Annotated in this window: 18 protein-coding genes; 10 read left to right on the forward strand and 8 right to left on the reverse strand. The window is 66.6% G+C overall.

The annotated features are described in order from the left end of the window. Positions 1–2: 2 nt before the first annotated feature. The gene (locus WG901_RS01480) at positions 3–3089 is read right to left on the reverse strand and encodes a TonB-dependent receptor domain-containing protein (RefSeq protein ID WP_339585250.1); all 3087 of its coding nucleotides are present in this window, start codon (positions 3087–3089) and stop codon (positions 3–5) included. 185 nt (positions 3090–3274) lie between these two features. On the opposite strand from WG901_RS01480, the gene WG901_RS01485 reads away from it, so the two are divergent. The 3 genes from WG901_RS01485 to mtnP are packed head-to-tail and all read left to right on the forward strand — an operon-like array spanning position 3275 to position 5586. Then, positions 3275–4060, forward strand: a complete 786-nt coding sequence (locus WG901_RS01485) for an SDR family NAD(P)-dependent oxidoreductase (RefSeq protein ID WP_339585251.1) — start codon at positions 3275–3277, stop codon at positions 4058–4060. A gap of 10 nt (positions 4061–4070) precedes the next feature. After that, entirely contained in the window at positions 4071–4697 is a 627-nt protein-coding gene (locus WG901_RS01490) for a TetR family transcriptional regulator (protein WP_339585252.1), read from the forward strand. Next, positions 4687–5586: an S-methyl-5'-thioadenosine phosphorylase gene (gene mtnP / locus WG901_RS01495; protein WP_339585253.1), complete on the forward strand. Its 900-nt coding sequence runs from the start codon at positions 4687–4689 to the stop codon at positions 5584–5586. The genes WG901_RS01490 and mtnP overlap by 11 nt, the downstream gene beginning before the upstream one ends. A 78-nt stretch (positions 5587–5664) precedes the next feature. Here the strand turns inward: mtnP and WG901_RS01500 are convergent, their stop codons facing one another. The 7 genes from WG901_RS01500 to WG901_RS01530 form a co-directional block, all read right to left on the reverse strand. Next, positions 5665–6669: a type II secretion system F family protein gene (locus WG901_RS01500; protein WP_339585254.1), complete on the reverse strand. Its 1005-nt coding sequence runs from the start codon at positions 6667–6669 to the stop codon at positions 5665–5667. A gap of 16 nt (positions 6670–6685) precedes the next feature. Beyond that, positions 6686–7657, reverse strand: a complete 972-nt coding sequence (locus WG901_RS01505; RefSeq protein ID WP_339585255.1) for a type II secretion system F family protein — start codon at positions 7655–7657, stop codon at positions 6686–6688. A 61-nt stretch (positions 7658–7718) separates the two neighbouring features. Then, positions 7719–9002 carry a pilus assembly protein CpaE gene (locus WG901_RS01510; RefSeq protein ID WP_339585256.1) on the reverse strand — a complete coding sequence of 428 codons (1284 nt, stop codon included), beginning with the start codon at positions 9000–9002 and terminating at the stop codon, positions 7719–7721. Positions 9003–9004: 2 nt separating this feature from the next. Then, positions 9005–9601 (reverse strand): CpaD family pilus assembly protein, encoded by a 597-nt coding sequence (locus WG901_RS01515; protein WP_339585257.1) that lies wholly within the window; start codon positions 9599–9601, stop codon positions 9005–9007. A 92-nt stretch (positions 9602–9693) separates the two neighbouring features. Continuing rightward, entirely contained in the window at positions 9694–11406 is a 1713-nt protein-coding gene (locus WG901_RS01520; protein WP_339585258.1) for a type II and III secretion system protein family protein, read from the reverse strand. Between the two features lies 1 nt (position 11407). Beyond that, complete coding sequence (gene cpaB, locus WG901_RS01525) at positions 11408–12430, reverse strand: Flp pilus assembly protein CpaB (protein WP_339585259.1); 1023 nt, start codon at positions 12428–12430, stop codon at positions 11408–11410. Between the two features lie 70 nt (positions 12431–12500). Next, positions 12501–12986 carry an A24 family peptidase gene (locus WG901_RS01530; protein WP_339585260.1) on the reverse strand — a complete coding sequence of 162 codons (486 nt, stop codon included), beginning with the start codon at positions 12984–12986 and terminating at the stop codon, positions 12501–12503. A gap of 101 nt (positions 12987–13087) precedes the next feature. Between WG901_RS01530 and WG901_RS01535 the strand changes: the two genes are divergently transcribed. The 7 genes from WG901_RS01535 to WG901_RS01565 all read left to right on the forward strand — a co-directional run bounded on the left by WG901_RS01535 (position 13088) and on the right by WG901_RS01565 (position 20330). After that, the gene (locus WG901_RS01535) at positions 13088–14059 is read left to right on the forward strand and encodes an alpha/beta fold hydrolase (protein WP_339585261.1); all 972 of its coding nucleotides are present in this window, start codon (positions 13088–13090) and stop codon (positions 14057–14059) included. 1 nt (position 14060) lies between these two features. Beyond that, the gene (locus tag WG901_RS01540; RefSeq protein WP_339585262.1) at positions 14061–15146 is read left to right on the forward strand and encodes an NAD(P)/FAD-dependent oxidoreductase; all 1086 of its coding nucleotides are present in this window, start codon (positions 14061–14063) and stop codon (positions 15144–15146) included. Between the two features lie 297 nt (positions 15147–15443). Then, the gene (locus WG901_RS01545; RefSeq protein ID WP_339585263.1) at positions 15444–15749 is read left to right on the forward strand and encodes a hypothetical protein; all 306 of its coding nucleotides are present in this window, start codon (positions 15444–15446) and stop codon (positions 15747–15749) included. Then, positions 15749–16117, forward strand: coding sequence for a response regulator (locus WG901_RS01550; protein ID WP_339585264.1), 369 nt, complete (start codon positions 15749–15751; stop codon positions 16115–16117). Before WG901_RS01545 ends, WG901_RS01550 begins: the two co-directional genes overlap by 1 nt. Beyond that, a complete protein-coding gene (locus WG901_RS01555) occupies positions 16114–18114 on the forward strand; it encodes a chemotaxis protein CheA (RefSeq protein WP_339585265.1) in 2001 nt (666 codons plus the stop codon). Before WG901_RS01550 ends, WG901_RS01555 begins: the two co-directional genes overlap by 4 nt. A gap of 3 nt (positions 18115–18117) precedes the next feature. Beyond that, positions 18118–18624 (forward strand): chemotaxis protein CheW, encoded by a 507-nt coding sequence (locus WG901_RS01560; protein ID WP_339585266.1) that lies wholly within the window; start codon positions 18118–18120, stop codon positions 18622–18624. Positions 18625–18641: 17 nt separating this feature from the next. After that, positions 18642–20330, forward strand: a complete 1689-nt coding sequence (locus WG901_RS01565) for a methyl-accepting chemotaxis protein (protein ID WP_339585267.1) — start codon at positions 18642–18644, stop codon at positions 20328–20330. Positions 20331–20345 lie beyond the last annotated feature (15 nt).

Genomic DNA, 20345 nt, shown 5'->3' on the forward strand with positions numbered 1-20345 from the left:
GGTCACCACGTCCTGCTGACGCTCAGCGCGAAGCGGCGGCCGAGCGCGTCGTTGATCGAGAGCGGAACGACATAGCCGAAATAGGTCTGCCCGACTCTGTCGAACAGATTGGTGATCGACAAGGTCAGCTTGTAGCTGTCGGCCGCCGTGACGAAGAGCGCCGCATCGACCGTCGCGAAAGGATCGAAATGGTCGAACTCGCGTGTGTCGTTGGGGCTGTCGCCGCGGCCGGTCAGCGCGATGGCGCGGGTGCCCGTGTAGTTGACATTGGTCGCGATGCCCCACGCCTTGTTGGCATAGCGCAGGCGTAGCTGGCCCTGCCAGCGCGGGTCGCCGACCACGCCGTCCGACCGCGCCGGGGTGACGCCGGTGATGTCGACGAGGCGGCGGCGCAAGTGGAACAGGTCGCCGCCGATCTCGAGCGCGCCGGCCACACCGAGGCCCGAGAGGGCGGTGCGGTATTCGAGCCCGGCCTGAACGCCGCTCATCTCGATACGCTTGCCGTTGACGTAGCCGAGCGTGACCGCCGGGTTCTGCGCGTCGGCCACGACCTGGCCTTGCGCGTCGCGCCGGATCAGCGCGCAGAAGGCGTTGCCCCGGGCCGGATCGCCGGCGTCGAAATCGGGATTGTCGAAGCAGCCCTGCGCGACCTGCGCCATGCTGAGGCTGGCGATCGGATCGCTGATGCGCAGGCGGACGTAGTCGGCCGCGAGCGTCAGGCCGGGAACGAAACGCGGGCGCAGGAGCGCGCCCCAGGTCAGGCTGTCGCTGCGTTCGTTGCGCAGGCCGGGATTGCCGCCGCCGAAAGTCGGCACGGTGGCCGTGGCGGCGACCAGCGGTGTCGCGTTCGGATAGCGCGCGAGGAAGGCCGTGCAGTTGGCACGCCGTACCGTCGGGACGGGACCGGCGCCGATATTGGCGGTCGAGCAGAGATCGGGCACCGGGATGTTGGTCACGGCACGCGGCGAATAGAGTTCGGTGATCGCGGGCGCGCGGAACGAGCGGGTGAAATTGCCGCGGACCTCGATGTCCGCGATCGGCGCAAAGCTGCCGCCGGCCGACCAGGCGGTGAAGCCGCCATTGGCGCTGTTGTCGACACGGCGGACGCGACCGAAGGCCGAGAGGCTGTGGAACAGGGCCTGGTTCTCGGGCGTGATCAGCGGCACCAGCACTTCGCCGAAGATCTCGTCGAGATCGTAGCGGCCCGCAGTCGGGGCGACCGCGGCGGCGCGACCGAGCCCGGCCTGGAGGAAGGCGTCGGGAATGAAGCGCGCGTTTTCCTCGTGGTGCTCGAAGCCGAGATTGAACGAGACCGGATTGCCGAACAGATCGAACGGCGCGCCGCCGATGTTGGCGTTGACGACCACCTGTTCGAGCCGCGATCGCGCGACGGTATCACGCAGCACGTAAGCGCGCGCGGCCGGCGAGGCGGCGTTTTCGCCGAACAGGTTGAGCGGCACGCAGGCCGGATCGGCGACGGGCGCCTGGCCCGCGGGGAAGCCGGTGACGCTCGCGGTGGTCGAACAGACGATCTGTCCGCCCACCAGCGCGACGTTGACCGCGTTGACGAAGCGCTGCTGATCGATCGCCTGGCCGCGGTCGGTGAAATCGCTGCGGCCGTAGTTCAGCGAGATCTCGAAGCCGTAGTCGCGCCCGCCGAGCGCGAGCTTGCCTTCTAGCCCCACGACGCCGCGATAGACCTTGCTGTCCGAGCGGCCCGAAGTGTCGGCGAGATCGGCGTTGGCGCGGCTGAGTTGAAAGGTGTTGCCATAGCCTAGCGCCGCGAGCTGCTGGCGCGCCTGGGCAGTGAGGAACGGGTTGTCGGTGCGGAAGGTGAGCGGGGCCGAGGCGCCGCCGAACTGCACGGCGTTGAAGGTCGGCAGCTTGACCGGCAGGTCGGCCTGGCCGTGATAGAACAGCCCGTCGGCGAAGAGCTGGAGGCGGTCGGTGAGGTCGTAGGTGAAAGAGAGGCTGGCGTTGAGTCGCTTGAGGCTGGAACTCACCGCCAGGAAATCGTTGAGCCGCAGCCCGTCGCCGCCCGAGGCCAGGGCTGCCGCGGCGAGTACGCCGGGCACCGGTGCGCCGTAGATCGTGCCTTTGTCGTAGGACAGCAGCCGACCGTCGGGCGCGAACTGCCAGGCATAGGCGCCGCCACCGCTCGACAGCACGCCGCCGCGCGAGACCGCGGGCAGGTTGAGGTCGCGGATCAGCACCGAGCCGGGAAAGCCGTCGCCGAGGCTGTCGTTGAAGCCGATGTTGGGGTTCACTCGCCCGTCGTTGGCCGGAGTGCGGCCGACGGGACCGAGCGCCGAGGCGAGGTTGAGCGCCGAGCAGATGCCCGTCTGCACGGCCGTGCAAGGGTTCGTCGCATTGCCCAGGTTCGCGCGATAGGTTCCGCGTTGGCCGCCCGTGACGGCGCCGAGCCGGTCGTAGCTGACCGCCGCGGTGACATTGCCGCGACCGCCCGCGAAATCCACCCCGCCCGCCGCCGCGACGTTCCAGCGGGCATTGTCGCCTTCGCCGCTGACGCCGCTCGTGGCGCGCGTCTCGAGCCCGGTCAGGCGGCGCTTGAGCACGACGTTGACCGTACCCGCGATCGCATCGGTGCCGTAGATCGGCGCGCCGCCGATCGAGACGCGCTCGACCCGGTCGAGCAGGATCGTCGGGACGACGTTGAGATCGACCTGGGTGCCCGGCGTCGCATTGCCGAGCACGCTCGGCACGTTGGAGGAGACGACGCGGCGGCCGTTGACCAGCACGAGGGTGCGGTTCGAGCCGAGCCCGTAGAGATTGATGAAGTTGACGCCCTGACCATAGACGGCCTGGTCGCCGCCGAGCGTCACCGAACCGCGGATGCCCGGCACCTCGTTCAGCGCGTCGGCGAGGTTGGTCTGGCCGCGATCCTCGAGATAGCCGGCCAGGGTCGCATCGATCGGTTCGGCACTTTCGGCCGGTGGCCGCGGGATGCGCGAGCCGGTCACGACGATCGGCGCCTCGTCGGCCGCCAGGGCCGGCGCGGCGAAAGCAGGCGCGAATGCCGCAAGCCAGGCGACACGAGGAAACACCCCGCGCGAAACTTCGATGCTCAATGGAAAACCCTGAAAATCTTTTATGACGACCCGCGCGCCTTTTCGCCCGAACGACACGATTTCGCAACGTCATTGACCGGCTTGACGGCGCCGTTTAACCGGCTGCTTAAATCGGATTGTCCGCGTGCTTTCCTGCCGATTCCCGGTGCCGATGGCGCGCTCTCGCGAACGAAAGGAAGACTTGCATGAAGCTCGACAGCAGCATCGCCGCCGTCGTCACAGGCGCCGCCTCGGGCCTGGGCGCCGCCACTGCGCGCGCGCTCGCCGCGAAGGGCGTGAAGGTCGCGATCTTCGACCTGCAGGAAGAGAAGGGCAAGGCGCTCGCCGAGGAGATCGGCGGCATCTTCTGCGAAGCCAACGTGACATCGGACGAGTCGATCGACGCCGCCTTTGCCAAGGCGCGCGCCGCCCACGGCCAGGAGCGCATCCTGGTCAACTGCGCGGGCACGGCCAATGCGATCAAGACGGTCAGCCGCGACAAGACCACCGGCGAGATCAAGCACTTCCCGCTCGACGCCTTCAACTTCATCATCCAGATCAACCTCGTCGGCACCTTCCGCGTGCTCGCGAAGTCGGCCGCGGGCATGCTGACGCTCGATCCGCTGAGCGAGGATGGCGATCGCGGCGTGATCATCAACACCGCCTCGGCGGCAGCCGAGGATGGCCAGGTCGGCCAGGCCGCCTATGCGACGTCGAAGGCCGGCGTCGTCGGCATGACCCTGCCGGTGGCACGCGACCTGATGAACGAGGGCATCCGCGTCAACACGATCCTGCCCGGCATCTTCAAGACGCCGCTGATGATGTCGCTGCCCGAAAAGGCGCGCGAAGTGCTCGACGCTTCGGTGCCGTTCCCCAAGCGCATGGGCAAGCCCGAGGAATACGCCGAGCTGGCGCTGGCGATGATCACCAATCCCTACTTCAACGGCGAGGACGTCCGCCTCGACGGCGCCATCCGCATGCCGCCGCGCTGATCAGGGCCTGATGGGGGAGGCCGATCTCACCACGCCGGCGGGAGCGCGGGCGCAACTGCTCGATACGGCGAGTGCGATCATGCGCGAAGGCGACGTGATCGACATCTCGCTGTCCGAGCTGTCCTTGCGCTCGGGCCTCAACTCGGCGTTGGTGAAGTATTACTTCGGCAACAAGGCCGGCCTCCTCAAGGCGCTGCTCGATCGCGACTGGCAGGCGATCGTCACCAGCGTCGATGCGCTGGTGCACAAAGGCGACTGGGGCCCGGAAGCGAAGCTGCGCCGGCATATCTCCAAGGTCGTCGATACCTTCTACCAGGTGCCGTATCTCAACCGGCTGACGATGCGGCTGGTGCGCGAGAGCGACGAGGCCGAAGCGCGGCACATCGCCGACTCCTATCTTTCGCCGATCTATCGCGCCTACGAGGCGCTGATCGACGAGGGGGTCCGCGCCGGCGTGTTCCGCCAGGTCGATCCGCAGCTGTTCTATTTCACCGTGACAGGCGCGGTCGACCGCTTCTTTTCGGCGCGGCTCGTGCTCAAGCACTGTTTCGATCAGGACACGTTGACCGAAGAACTGCGTGACCGCTATCGCGAACACACCATCGACATCATCATGGCAGGCATACTTGCACGCTGAAAATCAGAGCCGTTGGGAAAAGCCCGACCGCTGGCATATCGGCATCATCGGCGGTTCGGGCCTCGCGGACGGCGTCGGGCTCGAGGACGCGCAGGAGATCGAGGTTTCTAGCCCCTTCGGCGAGGCTTCGGGGCCGGTCACGGTCGGCACGCTCGACGGGGTGCGCTTCACCTTCCTGGCACGCCATGGCGCCGGGCACCGACTGCCGCCGCACGAGGTGAATTACCGCGCCAATGTCGACGTGCTCAAGCGCTGCGGCGTCACCGACGTGCTGTCGCTGTCGGCGATCGGTTCGTTGCAGGAGAATCTGGCACCTGGCCATTTCATCGCGATCGACCAGTTCATCGACCGCACCGTCCATCGCGGGCATAGCTTCTTCGGCCCCGGCATGGTCGCGCATGTCAGCCTGGCTGATCCCGTCTGCCCGATGCTGGCCTCCATGGCCGCGCGTGCCGGCGAGAAGGCGGGCGCGACGGTGCATCGCGGCGGCTGCTATCTGGCGATGGAGGGGCCGCAGTTCTCGACCCGGGCGGAAAGCCGGCTCTACCGTCAGTGGGGTGCCGACGTGATCGGCATGACGGGTATGCCCGAGGCGCGCCTGTGTCGCGAGGCAGAGCTGCCCTATGCCATGCTCGGCATGATCACCGATTACGACGCCTGGCGCGAGGAAGAGCAGGGTGTCGAAGTTTCCGAAGTGCTCGAAGTGATGCACGCCAATGCCGCGACGGCGCGCAATGCGGTGCGGGCGCTCGCGGCATTCCTGCCCGAGCGGCGCCCGCCGAACCCGATCGACCGCGCGCTCGACCATGCGCTGGTGACAGCGCCCGCAGCGCGCGATCGAACGCTGCTGGCCAAGCTCGACGCCGTCGCGGGCCGCGTCCTGCGCTGAACCCGAAATAAGCTGGCCTCCCCGCAGCGTTTCCGCCGCGGGGAGGCTGCTCCTCCCACGAACTGTGTAAGGTTCGGTTTAGCTCGGACCGCCGTTCGAGAATGCGTCGCCGATCGAACAGGCCGCCGGGCCGAGAATGACGACGAACAGCACCGGCAGGATGAACAGGATCAGCGGCACGGTCATGATCGCCGGCAGACGCGCGGCCTTTTCCTCGGCGCGCATCATGCGCTCGTTGCGGAATTCGGCCGAGAGTACGCGCAGTGCCGAAGCGAGCGGCGTACCGTAGCGCTCGGTCTGGATCATCGTCGTGACCACGCCCTTCACCGAGTCGAGATTCACGCGATAGGCGAGGTTCTCGAAGGCTTGGCGGCGGTCGGTGAGGAACGACAGCTCGATCGAGGTCAGGGTGAACTCGTCGCCGAGTTCGGGATAGGCGCGGCCCAGTTCCTTGGCGACGCGCGCGAAGGCGGCGTCGACCGTGAGGCCGGCCTCGGCGCAGATGACCAGAAGGTCGAGCGCGTCCGGCAGGCCCTTGCGGATCGCGTCGGTGCGCTTGGAGATCATGTTCTGCAAGAAGATGTCGGGCGCTTTGTACGAAATGACCGCCACGGCCGCGAAGGCCATGAACTTCTTGAAGCTGCCCCAGTCGGGGAAATAGTCGACCAGATAGATCATCACCGCCGCAAAGCCGCCGAACACGAGCGGCAGGACCAGGCGGCCGAAGATGACGGCGACGGCCCATTCCTTCTTGCGGATACCGGCCTGGGCCAGCTTCTGCTGCGCCTGCTTGACCTGGCTGTCCTGGAGGACCTTCATCGACGAGAGCGCATCGCGCATCTTGTCGGTCGTCTCGTTCTTGCGAATGAGGCTGGCGCGCTTGCGCGGCGTGGCGACGATACCGGCCTTGAGCTGCTCGCGACGGTCGTTGAGTGCCTTGACGCGGCGCGCCATCGGATCGCGCACGGTAACCGCCGTGTAGATCGCGTAGCAGACGGCCAGGGCGGCGATCATCGCCAGCATGGTCGCGACCCAGATGACGTCGAAGCCGAGGAGCGTGGGGCCGGGCGGGGTGTGTGTCATGTCTATCGTGTCCCGCTCAGATCTCGAAGCTGACCATCTTGGCCATGATGAAGGCGCCGATGCTCATCCAGGTCAGGCCGCCGAGACCCGCGACGATGAGACGGTCCTCGGTGAAGAAGCCGCCGATGTAGTCGGGGTTGATCCAGTAGATCATGGTGAAGACGATGAACGGCAGCGAGCCGACGATGTAGGCCGAAGCTTTCGATTCCGAGCTCATCGCGCGAATCTTGAGCTTCATCTGCGCGCGCTTGCGCAGCACGTCGGCCAGGTTCGAGAGCGTCTCGGCCAGGTTGCCGCCGGTCTCTCGCTGGATCGCGAGAGTGATGCAGAAGAAGCTGAATTCGGGCGTGTTGAGCCGGTCTGCGGTTTCCTGGAGCGCTTCCTCCATCGAACGGCCGATCTTGATGCGTTCGATCACCAGCTTGAATTCCTCGCCGACGGGGCCGGGGACTTCCTGGGCGACGACGCCCAGGGTCTCGGTGACCGGGAGGCCCGAACGAAGGCCGCGCACGAGGAGTTCGATCGCATCGGGGAACTTCACGGTGAACTTGGTGCCGCGGCTCTTGATGAAATGGCCGACGGCCAGATGCGGCAGACCGGCGCCGACGAGCATGCCGACGCCCAGTGCCAGCGGTAGCGCGCCCGACATCAGGAAGACGACGAAGGCCACGCCGACCATGAGGCCCAGCGAGGCATAGACGTATTGCGACAGCTTCCAGCCCTTGCCGGTGCGGTGCAGGCGCAGAGTCAGCGCTTCGATCCGCGAGCTCGAGCCCGCGATCTGGTGCAGCTTCGGTTTGCGCGCGGCAACCGCCTTGCGGAGTTGCGCCTCGACCTTGTCGATCGTGTTTTCGGAATGGCGATACCGCAGCGTCTGCAGACGGCGCGCGCTCTCCTTCGCGGCCGAGGGGCCGCTCAGCGAGAACGCGATCAGCGCGAGGGAAGCCGACAGACCGAAGGCGATCAGCAGTATCGGGAACAGGTTCATCGGCGTAGTCCGCCTTCCTCTTCGCGTCCCGCGACGCCGGGCGCCGCGGGCATTGTCTCGCTCACGCCGCCGACGGCGCCGTGGCTGGCGACTTCTTCGACAGCATCGACTTGAGGTCGATCTTGCCCAGCAGCGACTTCTTTGCCGGAGCGGCGCCGTCCTCGCTGGCCACGTCGCTGGCACCCATCACCGCCTTGGCGATGTCGCGTACGGCCACGCTGGCCTTGCTCGCGCGGTTGGCCTCGCAGAAGGTCTTGCCGAGCTTGGCGGCGTTGGCGGCCGACTTGAGATCGTACGCGACGCTGATGTCGATCCGGCGCTCGATCGAGCTCTCGAAATCGGTCTTGCTGATCTCGCCCACGCCGGGTTGCACCTTGTTCGCGACGACGATCACCTGCGCGTGCTGCGCATTGGTCTTGAGCCACGAGAGCATGCGGATGGTGTCGCGCGCCGCCGCGAGGGTCAGTTCGGTCACGATCACGATCACGTTCACGTCGGCCAGCAGCTGCGGGAAGTTGATCAGCATGTTGCGTGGCAGGTCGATGACCGTCATCTCGAACGCGTGACGGAACTCTTCCTCGAGCTGGAGGAAGGCCGCGCCATCGGTCATCAGCGGCATGTTGATCGGCGCTTCGGCCGACAGGATCGCCAGATTGTCGTTGGCGCGGATCATGGCGCGCTCGATGAACAGACCGTCGATGCGGCTGGGGTTCTCGATCGCGTCGGTCAGACCGCGGCCCGGCTCGAGGTCGAGCGAGAGCGCGCCCGTGCCGAAGTGGATGTCGAGGTCGAGCAGCGCGGTGGGCTGCTTGTTCTCGGCGCTGAACAGCCAGGCGAGCGAGGTCGCGATGGTCGAGGCGCCGACGCCGCCGCGCGTGCCGATCACCGCGGTCGAGATGTGCTGCTTTGCCGCGCTCGCATCGGCGAATTTCGGCGCCGAGAAGACCGCCTGGGCATTGACCAGGGCATCGCGCAGCATGGCGGGCTGCAGCGGCTTGAGCAGGTAGTCGTGAATGCCGCTAGCGAGCAGGTCGCGGTAGAGGCGCACGTCGTTGACCTGGCCGATCGCGATGACGACCGTGCCGGGCTCGCAGACTTCGGCGAGCGCGTTGATGTCGTTGAGCGGATCGCCGCTTTCCGACAGGTCGACGAGCAGGATGTTGGGGCTGGCCGAGATCGACAGCGCCTGGACGGCATTGCGCAGGCCGCCCTTGTTGCACTTCTCCGGCGCCCAGCCCATTTCGACCACCACGGGACGCAGCACGTCGAGCGCCGCGTCGTCGCAGATATAGGCCTGATAGGGGTCACGCCCGCCAGGCGTTCCAGCTTTCCAGGGTGCGTTCATGATCAGTCTGCCTTCGAGCTGGTCTGCTTGACGGCATTGCCGCCGCCGCCGTTGAGATCCTTGGCGCGATAGGCGTTGATCGCCTTGTTCGAGCTCATGATCAGCGTGTCGCTGTCGCCCTTTTCACCCTTGAGCAGGTGCTCGGGGTTGGCGACCATCGCCGCGAGGTTGCTGTTGACGGCGCAGCCGTAGTTCGAGCTCGTGGCGTTGTTCGGATTGAAGTCGTTGCGCGAGGACCAGTTGGGGCAGCCGGGCACCGTGGCCTTGGAGCGCGTGACGATGACGCGGGCGTTGCCCGCGGTCACGTAGCCCTGCGTCGCCGGGGCGGTGTCGCTCAGGATCAGGCCACGACGCGCGGCGATGGCGGCGACGGCCGAACGAGTCGGTTCGCTGCCGAGCGGATCGTCGACAGCGATGCGATCGCCGTAGCGCAGGTCCATGGCATCGAACCAGCCATCGAGACGGCGCTGTTCGGCATAGGACAGTCCGCCGGGACCGGTGCTCAGATCGAGCGTATAGTTGGCGTTCTCGACGACGGGTTGATGGATGCTGTCGACCGAGGCGTTGGTCGCGATGCCGCCACAACCGGCGAGAGCCATACCAAGCGAGAGAGCTAGCGCCGCACCGATGGTTTTCGGCGTAATGCTGCGGGGCGAACGGATCAGGGACGTCATGGTGTTCATCACCTCTCTCACTTCAGATTGAAGCCGGGCTTCGGCGCTTCGGCGGTTGCGCCGCGCTTGGCGGAAGCCGGGACGTCGGCCGCGCCGACTGCGGGGGCGGTTTGCGGCTGCGGCGCCGCGGACGGCACGGGCCGCGAAACACCCGACTTGCCGGCATTGTCCTGATTGCCCAGCAGGCGCTGGAGTTCGTTCGGCGCGTTGTAGCCGTCGGTCGGGAGCTTGATGTCGTTGCCGTCGACCGGATTTACCAGATAGGGCGTCACGACGATCACCAGTTCGGTCTCGCCCCGCTGGAAGGCGGTCGAGCGGAACAGCGAACCGAGGATCGGCAGGTCTCCGGCACCCGGCATTTTCCGGATGGCGTTCTGCGTCGAATTCTTCATCAGGCCTGCGATCATGAAGCTCTGGCCCGAGCCGAGCTCGATCGTCGTCTCGGTGCGGCGCACGGTGAGCGCCGGGATCGAGAAGCCGCCGATGACGACGGCACCTTCGCTTGACAGTTCGGAGACTTCCGGCCGGACGCGCAGCGAGATGCGGCCGTTGGCCAGAACCGTGGGCGTATAGGAGAGGCTGACACCGAACCTCTTGTACTCGACCGACGTCGTGCCGAGACCCTGGTTCATCGGGATCGGGAATTCGCCGCCCGCGAGGAAGTCGGCTGTCTCACCCGACAGTGCGGTGAGATTGGGCTGAGCGAGGGTCGAAACCAGACCAACGTTTTCACCCGCGTCGAGCGTACCGAGGATGTTCAGGCCCAGAAAGCGGCCCATGCCGGCGATCGTGGTCAGACCTTCACCGGCCTGCGAAACGCTGGTTCCGGGCCGCTGGGTGACGAAATCCGCCACGAGTGCACCCGTTGGGGTGTAGGCGTTGGACAGGATCGCGCCGGTGACGGGGTTCATGTAGCTCGGATTGATCGTGTAGCCCTGAACCGCCTGGCCCACGCCCAGCGGCAACCGCGGATCGGTCGTGATGTAGCTGGGCGCTCGACCCTGGCCGATGCCGAACTTGAAGCCGCCGGTACCGTCGATCGTGGTGAGGTTCGAGGACAGGTTCTTTGCCAGCGAGCGGCTGACTTCGGCGAACCGAACCTGCAGGTTGACCTGCAGCGGCGTCGCGGTCCGGAGCCGGCTGACGACGTTGATGTTCATCGCGGCGGCATCCTTGCCGCCGATATAGGCCTTCACGAGGCGCTCGGCCTCTGCTGCGTCATCCGGCGAGGCTACCGTGCCGGTGAGCAGATAGGTGCCGCTGCCCACCGTGGCGACGCCGATCTTGGCATCGGGCATGGCCAGCTTGAGCATCTGGTCGATGCTGTCGATGTTCGAGCCCACGCGGATGTTGGCCGACCAGACGATGTCGCCGGCCGCGTTGCTGGCATAGACCGTCGTTTCGCCGCCGGCCTTGCCGAAGACATAGAGCTGGCGGGTCGACTTGACCTCGACATCGGCGACCGAATCGTTGGCGACGAAGACGTCGGCCATCGTTCCACCGACCGTCACCAACTGGCCGCGGCCGATCGAGAGGACGAGGTCGCTGTTCGGGCGCGTCACCGACGAAGGCGGCGTGTTGCGGGCCGGCGCGCTGCGGGCCGGTGCAGCCGCGAGCGGCGCGAAAGCAAGCGGAAGGGCGGCGCAGGCGCCGGTCAGCAGGGTACGGATCAGGCGACGGTTCATCGTCTTGCCCCCAAAAGGCGTGGAAATCGTGGTGCGGCGAATCATGTCAGTTGGTCCCGACGGGAGCGGCAGCGAGCGTATTGGCGTCTACGACCTGGACGGCGGCCTTGCCGCGCATCACGCGGACCCTCGGGCCGACGGGCGCGATGTTGACCGTGACTGCCGGGCCGGGTGCTGCCACCGGACGCGGTGCCTGCGAGGGCATCGACGCGCGCTGGAAACGCGAGACGTCGCCGCCGGTCTGGTAGGTCGTCGGACCCTCGACCGGACGGTTCATCGCCAGGCTGAGAATCTTGTCTTCCTGTTCCTTGCTGGCGCCTTCGGGCACCTTGACCGAGCCGCTGGCGATCGCGCGGTCGAGCTCGGACTGGTTGTCGGCGAGCGAGCGCAGCGAGAGGCTGAGCTGGCCGATCGTTTCGGCGACAGCGACCTTTTCGGCGATGCGCGGCGTGACTTCGAGTGTGACCGTGCTCGACGTGCGCACCACCGACTTGCCGTCAACCGTCTCGGTCGAGGTCGCCTGGTCGGTTGCGAGGACGCGCAGGTTCTTGAGGATCGTTTCCGAGGCCTTGAGCGGCTGGCTGTCCGTACCCTTGACGCTCTGGGTCAGGACGAGGTCGACGTGGTCGCCGGGGAAGATGAAGCCGGCGACGCCGGTCTTCACCGAAACGGGGATCGTGATGGCGCGCATGCCCGGCCCGAGCGCGGCGGCGAGGAAGCCGCGGTCACCCGGCGCGACGAGCGTGCCCTGGGTGATCGGCTGACCAGCCGTGATCGGATTGCGGACGACCGTACCGAGAAGCTTCGACATGTCGGCTTCGCCGTCGATGAAATAGGCATCCTGGACCATTTCCTTCGGCCAGGCCTGGAAGGAAACCGAATCGGCCGTGATGATCGTGCCGACCGGAAGCGCACGTTGCGCAACGAGGACTTTCGGTCCGGTGGCTTCGGGTGCTGCGGCCTCGGCCTGCGGCGCGGATGCGCCGACGAACAGGCTGCGCGCGGCCAGGGCCGTGCCGACCGCAATGACCAGCGCCACCAGCAGCAGCGTCAGCTTTTTCTTGTCCATGGCTAGATCAGCCCTCTCGAAAAGATGCCCAAGTTCTCACCGCAATGGAGCATAATGGTTAAAATCGGGTTCAACCCAGCAGCCCGGCGTTCTGCAGGGGCGGGATATATTGGCTGGCCAGGGCCCAGAGCCCGGCGCCCGAAATGGCGATGCCGTAAGGGATCTCCGGACGCTCCTGACGGCGGGTCAGGAAATGCCAGGTCATGTAGACGACCGTCAGCACGCCGCCTGCGAGCGCCATGACCACGATCACCTGCGCAAACCAGTAGGGCTCGATCCACAAGGCCAGAGCGCTCAACAGCTTGACGTCGCCGCCGCCCATCCAGCCGATCGCGAACATGAGCGCGAAGACGAGAAAGGAGCCGGCGGCGATGCCGACCTGCCAGCCGATGTCGGTCAGGCTCAACCCGCTAGCCAGCCAGAACAGCGGCGCGGCGAGCGCGATGCCCGCGTTCAGCCAGTTGTCGATATGACGGTGCTGGATATCGGTGACAATCGCCACCAGGAGCGCGATTGCCAAGGCGCCCAGCAGTCCGTAAGTGAAAACGCCGTGCATGACATGCCCCCAGGTATCCGCGAACACCTAGCGTCGATGGCTTACGAAACAGTAACCAAGATCCTCAGTACGGTGTTAGCCCTCCATGCAGTGCTGACCGCGTGAGCCTGGACCAGGTCTGCGCGCCTCGCGCGCTCGACCGCCGCGCGATCGCGCGAGAGGCGCGCGAAAGCCGCTGGCTGGCGCGCGATGGCCATGCGATCCGTCGGATCGACTGGGACCAGGTCGCGGATCGTCCGCGCGGCTCGCTGCTGTTCATGCCGGGGCGCGGAGACGCCTACGAGAAGTATCTCGAAACGCTCGGCCACTGGCATGCCTGCGGATGGCGGGTGACCGCGGCCGACTGGCGCGGCCAGGCCGGTTCGGGCCGTCTCGGCACCGACGAGGTCACGGGCCATGTCGACGACTTTGCGCTGTGGATCGAAGACCTTGCCGATTTCTGGGCGGAGTGGACGCGCGAGACGCCGGGACCGCACGTGCTCGTGGGACATTCGATGGGCGGGCATCTCGTGCTGCGCGCCCTGGTCGAGAAGCGGGTCGATCCGGCAGCGCTGATCCTGACCGCGCCGATGCTCGGCCTGCATCCGCGTCAGGTGCCTCCCGGCCTGCTTCACGTGGCGGCGCGGCTGATGCGGAGCCTCGGCGATCCGCGCCGGCCGGCCTGGAAGTGGAGCGAGAAGCCGGGCGAGCCGCCGGCCAGCCGCATCGAGCTGCTGACGCACGATGCCGCGCGCTATGCCGACGAGATCTGGTGGCGGCAGGAGCGTCCTGAACTGATGATGGGGCCGGGGTCCTGGGGCTGGATCGCCGCCGCGCTCGCTTCGATCCGATCGCTCGATCGCCGCGGCGCGCTCGAAGCGGTCGACACTCCTGTGCTCGTCCTGGCGACGAGCGCGGATCAACTCGTCGAATATAGTGCCATCGAGCGCGCCGTGGCGCGGTTGCCCCATGCTGAACTCGTGCGCTTCGGTGCCGAGGCGCGCCACGAACTCCTGCGCGAGGGCGATCTGGTGCGAGACCGGGCGCTCGACGCCATCGACGACTTTCTCGCGCGCAGCGCGCCGGCATCCTGACATGGCCGATCGCTACGATTTCGCCGTCGTCGGGGCCGGCATGGCAGGGGCGTCTCTCGCGGCCGCGCTTGGAGGCCGCGCGCGGGTGCTGCTGCTCGAAGCCGAGGACCGGCCGGGTTATCACGCGACCGGCCGATCGGCAGCGTTCTGGACCGAAAGCTACGGCGGCCCGGACGTCCAGCCACTGACCACGGCCTCAGGCGCATATCTGCGCGACAACGGCTTTCTCGGTCCGCGCGGGGCGCTGACGATCGCGCGCGCGGGACAGGAGCGCGAACTCGAACGCTTCGCATCGCGCTTTGCCGGGCTCGGAGTCGAGATGGCAGTGCTCGACCGGGTCGCGCTCGAAGCGAACGTTCCCGGCCTGCGTCCCGACTGGATCTTGGGCGCATTCGAGCCGAGCTGCGCCGACATCGACGTCGCCGGGCTTCACCAGCACTATCTCGGCCTGGCCAAGCGGGCGGGCGTTGCGTTGTGGTGCACGGCCCGGCTCGCGGGGGCGTTCGAAGAAGCCCAGGGCTGGCGGATCGTGCTCGCCGACGGGCGCGAATTGACCTGCGACGTGCTCGTCGACGCGGCGGGCGCCTGGGCTGATACCGTGGCGGAGCTGGCGGGACTCGCCCCCCTCGGCATCGCGCCGCTGCGCCGGACGGTCGCGCAATTGCGTGTCGCTCCCAAGGCGCCCGCCGATCTGCCGCTCGTGCTCGATCTGTCGGAACGCTTCTACTTCAAGCCCGAGGCGGGGCGCATCTGGTTGAGCCCGCACGACGAGACACCGAGCGAGCCCTGTGATGCGGCGCCAGAGGAGATCGACGTGGCCACGGCGATCGATCGGCTCGGCGAGGTCGTCGACTGGACCGTCGAGCACGTCGAGCATCGCTGGGCAGGCTTGCGCAGCTTCGCCCCCGATCGTCTGCCGGTCTACGGCTTCGATCCTGCGTCGCCGCGCTTCTTCTGGTTCGCGGGGCAGGGCGGCTTTGGCATCCAGACCGCGCCCGCTGCCGCCGATCTGGCGGCGCGACTCTTGCTCGGCGAGTTGCCGGGCGCGGTCGATCCCGCTCCTTATTCTCCTGCGCGCTTCGCCTGACCTCCACCGAATACGGATCGGCGGCGCGACTTTTTGCGTGTGCTGGAAAAGTCCTGCGGTAATTACCTGTAGGGAATTTACGTAGTTACCGCTGCTGTTGTGTGCATTTGTGCGCGAATTCCATGGTGAATCGTTTCTTAATTCATCGACTGGTATAAATAACGGTTATGAAGAAGTATTTGGAAACCGTGTTGTATCAACTGATGGTAACCTAAACGCTATGTTATCCATTAGTCGATAGAAGACCTCCATCAGATACGAAATCTGATCTTTTTACAGGATCCGGAGGTTTTTAGCGTGCAAGTTCAACTTGCGACGGGGACTTGTGTCACCACGCGCACGGTCGCGGAATTCGCCGGGCGCCTCGCGGCGCTGCAGGTCGAGGACGACGTTCTGATCGACGTCTCGGAACTCGACGAGGTCGATCTGACCTTCATCCAACTGATCGACGCCCACCGCAACGACCGCGCCGGTACCGGCCGGGCGCTCGCGCTGAGCGCACGCGGCCACGAACCCATCACATTGCTGCTTTCCCGGTGCGGATACCTGGAAGGGGCGGACCAATCCGACATCGAATTCTGGACAGGTGAGGTAAGCGAATAATGTCTGCATCCATTCTTGCGGTCGATGACTCGGCCAGCCTTCGCATGGCGATCAAGATCGCGCTCACCGGCGCCGGCTACAAGGTGACAGAGGCGAGCGACGGCCAGGACGGCCTTGCCAAGGCCGGCGCCGAGCGCTTCGACCTGATCCTGACCGATCTCAACATGCCGAACATGGACGGCCTCTCGATGATCCGCGAGATCCGCAAGGGCGCGGTCCAGACCGGCGTACCGATCCTGTTCCTGACCACCGAATCCGACGACGGCGTCAAGGCCGAAGCCAAGGCCGCCGGCGCGACCGGCTGGCTGGTCAAGCCCTTCGTGCCCGACCAGCTGCTGCGCGTCGTGTCGAAGGTTCTGAGCCGGTGAGTTCGAACGATCCGGTTGCGGCATTCCTGGTCGAGGCGGGCGACCTGCTCGACCAGGTCGAGCAGGATCTGCTCGACCTCGGCCATAATCTTCAGGATTCGGACCTGATCAACGCCGTCTTTCGGGGCCTTCACACGCTGAAGGGCTCGGGGGCGATGTTCGGGTTCGAAGCGCTCGCCGCTTTCACCCACCATTGCGAATCCGCGTTCGATCTCGTGCGCAAGGGCAAGGCGGCGGCCACGGCCGAATTGGTCGGCGCGATCCTCGCCGCCAAGGACCACATGGCCGTGCTGCTCGATCCCGCGGCGCCCAAGGGCGATGCCGCGGGCGAAGCGATTCTCGATCGCCTGCGCGCCGCGATGGACGACGAGGACACCGAGGTCGTCGCTGCGGCGCCGGTCGTCGCGGCTGCTCCGGTCAAACCGGCCAATGCCGGCTGGCATCTACGCTTCTACCTGCCCGGCGAGGCGATGGTGAACGGCCTCAACCCGCTGGGCCTGATCGACGAACTGCGCGAACTCGGCGAGGCGCGCGTCGCCGTGCTGCGCGACCGCCTGCCGCCGCTCGACCAGTTCGATCCGACCCAGTGCTATTTCGGCTGGGAGGTCACCCTTCACGGCGACGTGAGCCGTGACGACATCGACGACGTCTTCATGTTCGTCATCGACGACATGGAACTGCAGCTCGAACCGATCACGGCCGAGCCCGAAGAGGTTGCGGTGGAAACGGTCGAGGCGCCGTCCGCACCCGTTGCTCCCGCAGCGGCGGCGGTTCCGGCTCCGGCCGCTCCCGCCACGCCTGCCGTGGCCAAGGAGCGCCCGGCCGAGAACGTTCGCGTTCCCGCCGAGCGTCTCGACGAACTGATGGACCGCGTCGGCGAACTCGTCATCGCGCAGAGCCGTCTCTCGCAGATCGCCCAGGGCAGCGCCCATGCCGCGCTGCGTTCGGTCTCGGAAGACATCGAACGCCTGTCGTCCGAACTGCGCGACACGATGATGGTGCTGCGCATGGTTCCGGTCTCGACTCTGTTCGGCCGCTTCCGTCGCCTCGTCCACGACCTCGCGCACGAGACGGGCAAGACGATCGAGCTGATCACCGAGGGCGAGAGCACCGAGCTCGACAAGACCGTGATCGAGCGTCTCGCCGATCCGATGATCCACCTGATCCGCAACTCGTGCGACCACGGCCTCGAAACCGCCGACGATCGCCTGGCCGCGGGCAAGCTCGCCGCCGGCATCCTGCGCCTGCGCGCGCAGCAGTCGGGCGGCGAAGTGATCATCTCGATCCAGGACGACGGCAAGGGCCTCGACCGCGACCGCATCCGCGCCAAGGCCGAGGGCAACGGCCTGATCCAGCCGGGCCAGGTGCTCAGCGATCCGGAGCTCTATCAGCTGATCTTCCAGCCGGGCTTCTCGACCGCTGCCCAGGTGACCAACCTCTCGGGTCGCGGCGTCGGCATGGACGTGGTCAAGCGCACGATCGAAAGTCTGCGCGGCACGATCGACATCGCCAGCAAGCCCGGTGAAGGCTCGACGATCTCGCTGCGCATCCCGCTGACTCTCGCGATCATCGAGGGCCTGCTCGTCCGCGTGGGCGAAGGGCACTACGTGATCCCGCTCGCGGCGGTCGAGGAATGCCTCGAGCTGAGCCTAGAGGAAGACCTGCGTTCGCGCGGTCGCAGCTTCATCACCCTGCGCGACCGGCTCGTGCCGTTCCTGCGCCTGCGCGAGATGTTCGCGACCGGCACGAAGCCCGACGTCTTCCAGAAGATCGTCGTGATCTCGACCGGCAGCGGCGAGCGCGTGGGCCTGGTCGTCGACCAGATCGTCGGTTCGTACCAGACCGTCATCAAGTCGATGTCGACGCTCCACCGCGACGTATCGACCTTCAGCGGGGCGACGATCCTGGGCGACGGTTCGGTCGCATTGATCCTCGACATCGCCCAACTCATCACCATCGGCCAGCAACAGGAGGAGCGGCTTCGCGCCGCCGGATAAGCCATGACCGATAGCCTCATCCCCTGGGATGCCGAGGGCAACCTCGACGTCCTGACTTTCGATCTCGAAAGCGAGACTTTCGCGCTCGAAGCCGCGCAGGTGCAGGAAATCCTGGATCTGCTGCCCGAGACCGGCGTGCCTGGCGCACACCCGCTCGTCGGCAGTGTCGTCAACTTCCGTGGCAAGATCATTCCGCTCGCCGACCTGCGCATGGCCTTCGGCATGCAGGCGGCGGAGACCACCCTGGAAAGCCGCATCGTCGTCATCGAGATGGCGGTCGAAGGCGAGCCCATCCAGATGGGCATTCGTGCCGACAGCGTCCACGAAGTCGCCGCGCTCAACCGCGGGGCCAGCGAGGCCGCGCCGGCCGTCGGCATGCGCTGGCGGCGTGATTACGTCCGTGGGCTGGTGCGCCGGCCCGAGGGCGTGATCGTCCTGCCGGACCTCAACGCCATCTTCTCTTCAGTTCTCGGCGGCGGCGTGCCGTCGATGCCCTCCATCACGCACTAACAAAGGTCGCAACCAAAATGCGTGCAACAATCAAACTCAAGCTGGTCGCGACTTTCGCGCTCCTGCTCATCATCCTCGCCGCGATCATCGCGGTCTCGCTCAGCCGCATGAGCGCCATGGACGATGCCATGTCGCGCGTCGTCAACGGCCCGGCCAAGCAGCTCGATCGCGCCCGCGCCATCGATGCCGGCGTCGGCATGATCATCCGCGGCGAGAAGAACCTCGTTATGAACGAGGATCCGCGCGGCGATGCCGAGTTCGAGGCATCGATCTCCACCTGGCGTGGCAAGGTCCATCAGCTCATCGAGGAGGCCAACGCCAAGCCCTCGGAGCAGACCCGTGCGCTCTGGTCGAAGCTGCAGGAGCAGTATGCCGAATTCCTGCCGATCAGCGACCGCGTGCGGGCGCTCGCGGCAAGCGACCGGTCGGGCGCCGCGCGTCTGTCGATGGGTGAATCGCGCGTCCGCGCCAAGGCGCTTTCGGGCACGATCGAAACCCTGGTGAAGAAGCAGCAGGAAATGATGCAGGCTGCCGACGAGCAGGCCTCGGCCGAATACCAGGCTGCGCGCACGATGACCTTGGCGATGGCCGGCTTTGCCTTCGTGCTGACGATCGGCGCCGCGCTCTATCTCTCGCTCAGCATCTCGCGCGGTCTCAAGAGCGCCGGCGATGCCCTGCGCCAGGTGGCCGAAGGCGACCTGACCCGCATGGTCGAGATCCGCAACAACGACGAGATCGGCGAATTGCTGGGTCACGTTAACGAGATGATCGACCGTCTGCGCGACGTCGTGGGCGAGGCCAACGCCGCCTCGTCGAACGTCTCGGCCGGCAGCCAGCAGCTCTCGGCGACGTCGGAGCAGGTTTCGCAGGGCGCGACCGAGCAGGCCGCCGCGGCCGAGCAGGCCTCGGCCTCAATGGAAGAGATGGCCGCCAACGTGAAGCAGAACGCCGACAACGCCGCGACGACCGAGAAGATCGCGCGTCAGTCGTCGAAGGATGCCGAGGCCAGCGGGATCGCCGTCGACCGCGCCGTCGCCGCCATGCGCACGATCGCCGAGAAGATCGGCATCGTCCAGGAGATCGCGCGTCAGACCGATCTGCTCGCGCTCAACGCGGCGGTCGAAGCCGCTCGCGCCGGCGAGCACGGCAAGGGCTTCGCGGTCGTCGCCTCGGAAGTCCGCAAGCTCGCCGAGCGCAGCCAGGTGGCAGCGGCCGAGATCGGTTCGGTCTCGTCCGAAACCACTGCTGCTGCGGCCGAAGCGGGCGAGATGCTGACCAAGCTGGTGCCCGACATCCGCCGCACGGCCGAGCTCGTCTCCGAGATCAGCGCTGCCTGCCGCGAACAGGACATCGGCGTCGCCCAGATCAACGAGGCGATCCAGCAGCTCGACCAGGTCACCCAGCAGAACGCTGCGGCCTCCGAGCAGATCTCCAGCACCTCGAGCGACCTTGCCGGTCGCGCCGAGGAACTGCAGACCTCGATCGCCTTCTTCAAGACCGGTGCGGGCAGCGTTGCCATCTCGTCTGCACGCCGCGCCGCGCCGGCCAAGACCCGTACGCCGGTCAAGCTCAAGGCGAAGCCGGCGTTCAAGGCCAAGGCCAATTCGGTTCAGGACCAGCAGGCCCGCGCCCGCGGTTTCACCCTCGATCTGTCGAGCGGTGGTCCGGATGCCGACGACCTCGATTTCGGGTCCGAAGCCGCCTGATCAAAAACGGGGCAT

This window comes from Novosphingobium anseongense (genome assembly GCF_037482895.1).
Classification (GTDB): domain Bacteria; phylum Pseudomonadota; class Alphaproteobacteria; order Sphingomonadales; family Sphingomonadaceae; genus Novosphingobium; species Novosphingobium anseongense.

Excerpts from the sequence above, each read along its gene's own strand:
- WG901_RS01485 (WP_339585251.1), top strand. The coding sequence starts at position 3,275 with ATGAAGCTCGACAGCAGCATCGCCGCCGTCGTCACAGGCGCCGCCTCG.
- WG901_RS01490 (WP_339585252.1), top strand. The coding sequence starts at position 4,071 with ATGGGGGAGGCCGATCTCACCACGCCGGCGGGAGCGCGGGCGCAACTG.
- WG901_RS01500 (WP_339585254.1), bottom strand. The coding sequence starts at position 6,669 with ATGACACACACCCCGCCCGGCCCCACGCTCCTCGGCTTCGACGTCATC.
- WG901_RS01505 (WP_339585255.1), bottom strand. The coding sequence starts at position 7,657 with ATGAACCTGTTCCCGATACTGCTGATCGCCTTCGGTCTGTCGGCTTCC.
- WG901_RS01510 (WP_339585256.1), bottom strand. The coding sequence starts at position 9,002 with ATGAACGCACCCTGGAAAGCTGGAACGCCTGGCGGGCGTGACCCCTAT.
- WG901_RS01515 (WP_339585257.1), bottom strand. The coding sequence starts at position 9,601 with ATGGCTCTCGCCGGTTGTGGCGGCATCGCGACCAACGCCTCGGTCGAC.
- WG901_RS01520 (WP_339585258.1), bottom strand. The coding sequence starts at position 11,406 with ATGATTCGCCGCACCACGATTTCCACGCCTTTTGGGGGCAAGACGATG.
- cpaB (WP_339585259.1), bottom strand. The coding sequence starts at position 12,430 with ATGGACAAGAAAAAGCTGACGCTGCTGCTGGTGGCGCTGGTCATTGCG.
- WG901_RS01530 (WP_339585260.1), bottom strand. The coding sequence starts at position 12,986 with ATGCACGGCGTTTTCACTTACGGACTGCTGGGCGCCTTGGCAATCGCG.
- WG901_RS01540 (WP_339585262.1), top strand. The coding sequence starts at position 14,061 with ATGGCCGATCGCTACGATTTCGCCGTCGTCGGGGCCGGCATGGCAGGG.
- WG901_RS01550 (WP_339585264.1), top strand. The coding sequence starts at position 15,749 with ATGTCTGCATCCATTCTTGCGGTCGATGACTCGGCCAGCCTTCGCATG.
- WG901_RS01560 (WP_339585266.1), top strand. The coding sequence starts at position 18,118 with ATGACCGATAGCCTCATCCCCTGGGATGCCGAGGGCAACCTCGACGTC.
- WG901_RS01565 (WP_339585267.1), top strand. The coding sequence starts at position 18,642 with ATGCGTGCAACAATCAAACTCAAGCTGGTCGCGACTTTCGCGCTCCTG.